Annotated in this window: 7 protein-coding genes; 3 read left to right on the top strand and 4 right to left on the bottom strand. The window is 73.6% G+C overall.

Going from position 1 to position 7,964, the window contains the following annotated elements; all coding sequences use genetic code 11:
- Positions 1-273: 273 nt before the first annotated feature.
- Positions 274-810, bottom strand: a complete 537-nt coding sequence (locus tag ACZ4VW_RS25325) for a GNAT family N-acetyltransferase (RefSeq protein ID WP_467966121.1) — start codon at positions 808-810, stop codon at positions 274-276.
- 230 nt (positions 811-1,040) lie between these two features.
- On the opposite strand from ACZ4VW_RS25325, the gene ACZ4VW_RS25320 reads away from it, so the two are divergent.
- Both ACZ4VW_RS25320 and ACZ4VW_RS25315 read left to right on the top strand, forming a co-directional pair.
- The gene (locus tag ACZ4VW_RS25320) at positions 1,041-1,223 is read left to right on the top strand and encodes a hypothetical protein (protein WP_467966120.1); all 183 of its coding nucleotides are present in this window, start codon (positions 1,041-1,043) and stop codon (positions 1,221-1,223) included.
- A gap of 34 nt (positions 1,224-1,257) precedes the next feature.
- Positions 1,258-4,293 carry a helix-turn-helix transcriptional regulator gene (locus ACZ4VW_RS25315; protein WP_467966143.1) on the top strand — a complete coding sequence of 1,012 codons (3,036 nt, stop codon included), beginning with the start codon at positions 1,258-1,260 and terminating at the stop codon, positions 4,291-4,293.
- On the opposite strand, the gene ACZ4VW_RS25310 is transcribed toward ACZ4VW_RS25315, so the two are convergent.
- From ACZ4VW_RS25310 to ACZ4VW_RS25300, 3 genes are all read right to left on the bottom strand, one after another.
- Positions 4,290-4,595 carry a DUF6191 domain-containing protein gene (locus ACZ4VW_RS25310; protein ID WP_467966118.1) on the bottom strand — a complete coding sequence of 102 codons (306 nt, stop codon included), beginning with the start codon at positions 4,593-4,595 and terminating at the stop codon, positions 4,290-4,292. The two genes, ACZ4VW_RS25315 and ACZ4VW_RS25310, sit on opposite strands and share 4 nt — an antisense overlap.
- 20 nt (positions 4,596-4,615) lie before the next feature.
- Positions 4,616-5,725 carry a PQQ-dependent sugar dehydrogenase gene (locus tag ACZ4VW_RS25305; RefSeq protein WP_467966116.1) on the bottom strand — a complete coding sequence of 370 codons (1,110 nt, stop codon included), beginning with the start codon at positions 5,723-5,725 and terminating at the stop codon, positions 4,616-4,618.
- Positions 5,726-5,806: 81 nt separating this feature from the next.
- Complete coding sequence (locus ACZ4VW_RS25300; protein ID WP_467966114.1) at positions 5,807-6,808, bottom strand: aldo/keto reductase; 1,002 nt, start codon at positions 6,806-6,808, stop codon at positions 5,807-5,809.
- A 75-nt stretch (positions 6,809-6,883) separates the two neighbouring features.
- Here ACZ4VW_RS25300 and ACZ4VW_RS25295 point away from each other — a divergent pair, with 75 nt between their 5' ends.
- On the top strand, positions 6,884-7,846 hold the full coding sequence (locus ACZ4VW_RS25295) for a 2-hydroxyacid dehydrogenase (protein ID WP_467966112.1): 963 nt from the start codon (positions 6,884-6,886) through the stop codon (positions 7,844-7,846).
- Positions 7,847-7,964 lie beyond the last annotated feature (118 nt).

Below are 7,964 nucleotides of genomic sequence, written 5' to 3'. Positions count from 1 at the left end.
GTGCGGTGTAGTCCTAGACACCTCCACCACACCGGAGGTCTTCGCCATGATCAAGACCTGCGACTGTCAACAACGCTCGTGATCAATACACCTAGGCCACGGTCCTGCCGTCCCGGTGGCTCGCCCCGCGTCCTCGGCCGGGCGGGCGAGCCGCTGCTCGCCGGCCGGCAGGCTGTTCCCACGAGCTGATCCCGGAGGTGGCCGGGGGACGTCGACCGAACGGCCCACGCCGCCCGACCGGCCACCCGGGGGAGGCCCAGGGCAGCGGTTCACTCACGCCTGTCGGGTGAGTGGCGACGTCTCGCTCGCGGTCGGACGGCGGGCCAGCACGCGGGTGGTGCTGCCGTCGTCCTCCCTGATGTCCCGAACATGCCCGAAACCGATTCTGCCCAGCAGAGCCAGGGACGCCTCGTTCGGTGCGGCCACGGTGGCGTACACCTCGGTCAGTCCGAGGGTGTCGAAGCCATGGGCGACGACGGCCTCTGCCAGCTCGGTCCCCAGGCCGCACCCCCATGCCGACGGCGCCAGAGCGTAGATGATCTCGTGGCCTTCGACGGCATCGGTCGGCTTGATCTCGGCATGCCCGACGAGGAGTCCGTCGCGGCGAACGGCCCAGACATCGAACAGATCCTGGGCATAGACCTTGGTGAAGATCCGCCCGAACAGGGCCCGGTCCGCCGCTTCGGAAGCAGCGCCGTCACCCATCCACCGCGACACCCTGGTGTCCTGGAACAGAGCGACGAAGTCCTCTTCGTCGTCGGGGCTGTACGGCTCCAGGAGCAGCCGCTCGGTGCGCAGGGTCGGGGTCACGGCCGCCGACGCTACCGACGCACCGCACGAGTCGGCAAAGGACTTTCGCCCGCGCGGGCGTCGTCCCTGTCGGCGTCATGCCGAACATCGCGGCGTCCTAGGTACCCCTCAGGACCCTCCTAAGGCACCCCGTACCCCGAACATGCGGCACTCTCCCGATGTGGCCGTACCCCCTGGGCGACGAAGGTGGAGGCATCGCAAGGAGCGACACCGACACCAGGGAGCACCAGATGTTCGCGTACGAACTGCACCGCATGCACCACGCCGAGCTCGTCCGGGAGGCCGCCGCCCAGCGTCTGACCCGCCAGGCCGTCAGGGCGCGGCGGGCCGCCAAGGCCGCCGCTCGGTCCGGCGACCACGACTCCGAAGGGCGGGTGGGATCCGCCCGCGGCCGCTTCGTCCGGGCCGCGTGACCCCCGTATGGGCACCGCCCCGGACAGCTGTGCGATGCTCGGCGCCGTGGAGACCAGGTCAGTCAGCCCCGTGTTCGTCGGCCGCGCCGGCGAACTCACCGCCCTCACCGACGCGCTCACCCGCGCCGGTGAGGGCGAGCCGCAGGCCCTGCTCCTCGGCGGTGAGGCAGGCGTCGGCAAGACCCGCCTCATCGAGGAGTTCGTCGCCGCGGCCTGCGACCGCGGCGCCTACGTCGCGGTCGGCGGCTGCGTCGAGATCGGCGCGGACGGGCTGCCGTTCGCGCCCTTCTCCACCGCGCTGCGCGCGCTGAGCCGCCGCCTCCCCGGCGAACTGGCGGCAGCCGCCGCCGGTCAGGAGGGCGAACTCGCCCGTCTCCTCCCCGAACTGGGCGACGTCGGCAGCCACGAGCCCTCCAACGAGGACTCCACCGCCCGCCTCTTCGAGCTGACCGTACGGCTCCTGGAACGGCTCGCGGCCGACCGCACGATCGTGCTCGTCCTGGAGGACCTGCACTGGGCCGACGCGTCGACCCGGCACCTTCTCGCCTACCTCTTCCGTACACTGCGCCGCGGCCGGATCGTGGTCGTCGCCACCTACCGCGCCGACGACATCCACCGCCGCCACCCGCTGCGCCCGCTGCTCGCCGAGCTGGACCGGCTGCGGACCATCCGGCGCATCGAACTCGCCCGGTTCACCCGCGCCGAGGTGCGCCGCCAGCTCACCGGCATCCTCGCCGCCGAACCGGACGCCGCCCTCGTCGACGAGGTCTTCGACCGCTCCGACGGCAACGCCTTCTTCGTCGAGGAACTCGTCGTCTCCCACGAGTCCGGCTGCGCCCCCGGCGCCCTCAGCGACTCCCTGCGCGATCTGCTGCTCGTGCGGGTCGAGGCGCTTCCCGAAGACGCCCAGCGGGTCGCCCGGATCGTCGCCGAAGGCGGCTCCACCGTCGAGTACGCACTGCTCGCCGCCGTCGCCCGGCTCTCCGAGGACGACCTCATCGAGGCGCTGCGCGCCGCCGTCGGCGCCAACATCCTGCAGGCCGTCCCGGACGGCGACGGCTACCGCTTCCGCCACTCGCTGGTCCGTGAGGCCGTCAGCGACGACCTGCTGCCCGGCGAGCGCTCCCGCCTCAACCGCCGCTACGCCGAGGCCCTGGAGGCCGACCCCTCGCTCGTCCGGGCCGAGGAACGGGCGACCAGGACCGCCACCTACTGGTACCACGCGCACGACCCCGCCAGGGCCCTGCCGGCCGTGCTCCGGGCCTCCGTCGAGACCCGCAAGCGCTCCGCGTACGCCGAGCAACTGCGGCTCCTGGAGCGGGCCATGGAACTCTGGGACGAGGTCCCCGCCGAGGTGCGCGCCTCCCTGCGCCCGATGGACTACGCCGAGGCCTACCCTCCCTGCGGCTGCGACGACCCCGAGACCGCCCCGCTGGACTACCTCGACCTGCTCGCCGAGGCCGCGTACGCCGCCCGGCTCTGCGGGGAACGCGAACGCGCCCTGAAGATCGGCAAGATGGCGCTGCGGATCCTCGAAGGAGAGGAGGGCGGGAGCCGCGACCCGCTGCGGGCCGCCTGGTTCTGGACCGAGCGCTCCCGCATCGTCTCCGGCCTCGGCCGTTCCGACGGCTGGGCCGAGATCGCCACCGCACAGGAGCTCGTCAAGGGCCTGCCCCCGTCCAGCGTGCACGCCCGCATCCTCGCCGTGGCCGCGGGCTGGGGCATGCTCCACCAGCCCGGCCCGGAGAGCCTCGCCGCCGCCGAGCGGGCCGTCGAGTACGCCCGCCTGGTCAAGGACGAGTCCGTCGAGCTCAGCGCCCGTCTGACCCTCGGCACCCTCCAGGTCTCCGCCGGCGACCGGGAGGCCGGGCTCGCCGCCATGTACGAGGCCCGAGACCGCACCCGCGCCCTCGGCCTCCACCACGAGTCCTCCCGGGCCCATGTCAACCTCTCCCACGTGCTGGAGAACCTCGGCCGCTCACAAGAGGCCGTGGCCGTCGCGGAGGACGGCGTCCGGCTCACCCGCGACCACGGACTCCTCGACAGCCAGGGCTGGGTCCGCGCCAACATGGCGGAGTCCCAGCTCTCCCTCGGCCTCTGGGACGAGGCCCAGCGCAACTGCGAATGGATCGTGCACACCGCGACCCGCTCCAAGCCGCGCGGCTCCGCGACGCTGCGCCTCGCCCAACTGGCCCTCCTCCGGGGCGAGCCGACCACCGCCGCCGCCCAGCTCGCCGCGGCCCGCGAGGACTTCGGCGAGTCGGACCCGATGCCGCAGTACACCGTTCCGATGCGGCAGGTCGAGCTGAGCGTCGCCGCCGCCGGCGGACGGATCCAGGACGTACGGACCGTCCTCACCGCCGCCGTGAAGACCGGCTTCCCGCCCGGCACCCACCGGGAGGGCTGGCCGCTGCTCCTCGCCGCGGCCACGGCCGAGGCCGACGCGTACGGCCTGCCCGCCGCCGAGGAGGGCCGCGCGGAGGCGGTCGCCCTGATCCGTCGCTGCGTACGGGGGCTGGCGACCCCGGCGCCGGTCTGGGAGGCGTACTCCCTGCACACCTCGGCGGAGCTGGACCGCGCCGAGAACCGCCGCCCCGTCGAGCGCTGGGCCGAGACCGTCGCCGCCTACGAGCGGGTGGAGCGCCCCTATCCGCTCGCTCTCGCCCGGCACCGCCTCGCCGACGCCCTCCTCGCCGAGGGCGGCCGGCGCGACGAGGCCGCGGCGCTCCTGCGCGAGGCCCACGCCACCGCCGTCCGCCTCGGCGCGCACCCGCTCCGTGAGGACGTCGAACTCCTGGCCGCCCGCGCCCGCCTCTCCCTCACCACCCCGGACCGCGCGCCGGACCCGGAGCCGGGAGACGACGCCTTCGGCCTGACCCCTCGGGAGCAGGACGTCCTGCGCCTGGTCGCCGCCGGCCGCACCAACCGCCAGATCGCGGAGGAGCTCTTCATCTCCCCGAAGACGGCGAGCGTCCACGTCTCCAACATCCTCGCCAAGCTGAACGTCTCCGGCCGAGGCGAGGCAGCCGCCCTCGCCCACCGCCTCCGTCTCCTGGAGCCGACCCCCTAGGACCCGGTGGCCAGCGGCCCCGCGCTGTCCCGAGCCTGGTTCTCCGGGGCCCCGTTCTCGGGGACCGCGTCGTCCGGGGCCCCGCCCTCCGGAGGAGCGGCGTCGTCCGGGGCCCCGCCCTCGAGAGCCCCGCCCTCCGGGGCCTCGGCGGTGCCCGGGACGCGTATCGTCACACGGCCCGAACCGAGGTCGATCGGCCCCCGGCCGGGGTCCCCGTCACCCTGGTCCTCCCGGGTCAGGGCCAGACGCCGGCGTTCGTCGTCGGTGTGCTTGCGGCCCGGTGCGAAGAGCTCTTCCGCCATGTTGAACATCGTGTCCGCCCCTACGTCACCTCCAGCCGGAGGATCTTGTCGTCGCCGGGCCCGGGCGTGCCCCGGGTGTCGGTCTCGCTCGTCGTCAGCCAGAGCCGGCCGTCACCCGCCGCCAGGACCGTACGCAGGCGGCCGTACTCCTCCACGAGGAACGCCTCGGGGTCCCCCGCGCGTTCCGCCCCCGAGAGCGGGATCCGCCACAGCCGCTCGCCCCTGAGCCCGGCCATCCAGATCGCGCCCTCGGCGTAGGCGATGCCGCTCGGCGACGCCTCGGAGGTCTTCCACTGGGCCACCGGGTCCACGAAGCCGGAGACGTCCGACGAGCCCTCGACCTTCGGCCACCCGTAGTTCTTCCCGGGCTGGATCAGATTCAGCTCGTCCCAGGTGTTCTGGCCGAACTCGGCCGCCCACAGCCGTCCGTCGGCGTCCCAGGCCAGGCCCTGCACATTGCGGTGCCCGTACGAGTACACGACCGAGCCGGGGAACGGATTGCCGGGCGCCGGCTTCCCCTCCGGCGTCATCCGCAGGATCTTGCCGCCCAGCGACTCCACACTCTGCGCGAGGCCCGTCTCGCCCCGCTCACCGGTCCCCGCGTAGAGCATCCCGTCCGGGCCGAACGCGATCCGCCCGCCGTTGTGCACATTCCCCTTCGGGATGCCCGACAGGACCACTTCGGGAGCGCCCAGGCGATCCGCGTCCCCGCCCCCGTACGCCATCCGGACGATGCGGTTGTCCGACTCCGCCGTGAGGTACGCGTACACCCGGCCGTCCCGCACGGCCAGCCCGAGGAGCCCGCCCTCACCGCCGGGAACCACCCCCGGCACCTCTCCGAGCGGCGTCTTCTTCCCCGTCTTCGCGTCGACGCGGGTGATCGTCCGCTCGTCGCGCGAGGCGACGAGGAGATCCCCGCCGGGCAGCGCGGCCAGGCCCCACGGCGATTCCAGATCCTCGGTGAGCGTGCCGGCGACCCGCACGGCGGCGGCCGGCGAGCTCGTCGACGGCGCCGCCGTCCCCGGCTCCGTCGCGGGCGGGGACGGAGATCCGCTCCCACCCGACGAGCACCCCGTCACGAGCGCCAGCACGACGGCGGCCCACACAGCTCCCACAGATGCTCGGCCCACGGTCCCGATCCCTTCAGGCGGCGGTCACTACCCTTGATACACCGCCCGGGCAGATCAGGGTCCCGGGTTCGTCTCCCGTCCTCAGTCCCACGACCCCCGCGCCGCGGGCAGGCGCGCGATCTCCGCCAGATCCGCGGCTGTCAGCATCAGCTCCGCCGCCCGCGCGTTCTCCACCGCCCAGCACTCCCGCTTCGCCCCCGGGATCGGCACCACCTGCGGCCCCTGCGCCAGCGTCCACGCCAGCGCCACCTGGGCCGGCGTGACCTCCTCGCCGTGGCGTGCCGCCACCCGCCGCAGACCGGCCACCAGCGGCTGGTTGGCCGCCATCATCTCGGCGGTGAAACGCGGGTGCCGGGCCCGCGGATCGTCCGGCTCGAAACCGCCGCCGGGCGTCAGTGTCCCGGTCAGGAACCCGTTCCCGAGCGGCATCGCGGCCAGGAAGCCCACCCCGCGCGCCTCGCACCACGGCAGCAGCCGTTCCAGCGCCTCCGGCGACCACACCGACAGCTCGGCCTCGACCGCGCTCACCGGGAAGACCTGCTGGACCCGCTCCAACTGCCGGATCGTTCCCTCGTACAGGTGCGCGGCCCCGCCGCGCCGGGTCGCCCGGGCCCCCACCGCGCACAGCCCGAGCGCCCGCACCTTGCCCGCGGACACCAGCTCGGCCATCGCGCCCCAGGTCTCCTCCACCGGCACCTCCGGGTCCGCCCGGTGCAGCTGGTAGAGGTCGATCACATCCGTCTGCAACCGCCGCAGGGAGGCGTCGCAGGCCCGCCGTACGTACCCGGGCCGGCCGTTGGCCACCACGTGCTGGTCACCCACCAGCAGACCGCACTTCGTCGACACGAACGCCTCGGCACGGCGTTCCTTCAGCGCCCGCCCGACCAGCAGTTCGTTGGTGAACGGCCCGTACATGTCCGCCGTGTCGAGCAGGCTCACCCCCGCGTCGAGCGCCGCGTGCACCGTGCGCACCGACCGGTCGCCGCGCTGCTGCGAGCGGCTGTAGGCCCAGTTCATCGGCATACAGCCCAGGCCGACCGCGCCCACGTCGAGCGCCGCCGCCCCGATAGTCCTGCGCTCCACCTGCCGGTACCCCTCCCTGTGCCGTCACCCAAACTAACCAATGGCGAGCGGGATTCTTCGCATAGCCTCCGGGTCATGACACTCGATGACACGACCGCTGACGTGTGGCTTCCGATGGCCGCGGACGAGATCGACGGGCTTCCCGAGCCGAGCGCGTCGGGGCTGAACTACCGCTTCTGGGACGGCGGTCCGGACTTTCCCGCCGACCCGGCGCGCTGCGCCTTCTACGTGGTGCCGTACATGAAGGGTTCCGAGGTCGCCGTACGGCCGCTCGCCGCGATGACCTCGGTGCGCGCCGTGCAGACGCTCTCGGCGGGTACGGACCATGTGACCCCCGGCCTCGGCGCGCTGGGCCCCGGGGTCGAGCTCTGCAACGCCAAGGGTGTCCACGAGGCCAGCACCGCCGAGCTGACGCTCGCCCTGATCCTCGCCTCGCTGCGCGGGATCCCCGGCTTCGTGCGCGGCCAGGACGCGGAGGAGTGGCGGGACGGCTTCTATCCGGCCCTCGCCGACAAGTCCGTGCTGATCGTGGGGTACGGGTCGATCGGCGCCGCCATCGAGGACCGGCTCGTGCCCTTCGAGTGCGCGCGGGTGGCGCGCGTCGCGCGCTCGGCACGCACCACGGAGCGCGGGCCGGTGCGGCCGATGTCCGACCTGCCCGCCCTGCTGCCGGAGGCGGACGTCGTCGTGCTCTCCACTCCGCTCACCCCCGAGACCCGGCACCTCGTCGACGCGGGCTTTCTCGCGCGGATGCGGGACGGGGCGCTTCTGGTGAACGTCGCCCGCGGCCCCGTGGTGGACACCGCGGCGTTGCTCAAGGAGGTCGAGAGCGGCCGGATCACCGCCGCGCTCGATGTCACCGATCCCGAACCGCTGCCGCCCGGCCACCCGTTGTGGCACGCTCCCGGTGTCCTGGTGAGTCCTCATGTCGGCGGCTCCACCTCCGCGTTCATGCCCCGTGCCAAGCGGCTGATCGCCGCCCAGCTGACCCGGTTCGCGGCGGGGGAGCGGCTGGCGAACGTGGTCCTCACCACCTGATTCGCCGGCCCGCGGCGCGCGCCCCCTCGGTGCGCCCACCGCGCGCCCCCAACCGTCACGCAGAGTACAGCGGCCCTGTCCCTGAGTGACGGTCCTGGTGTATCGTCCCGGAGCGGGG

The organism is Streptomyces sp. NPDC029139 (assembly GCF_055564335.1).
Note: the sequence above shows the minus strand (reverse complement) of the source record. Positions and strands in the feature narration are given on the sequence as shown.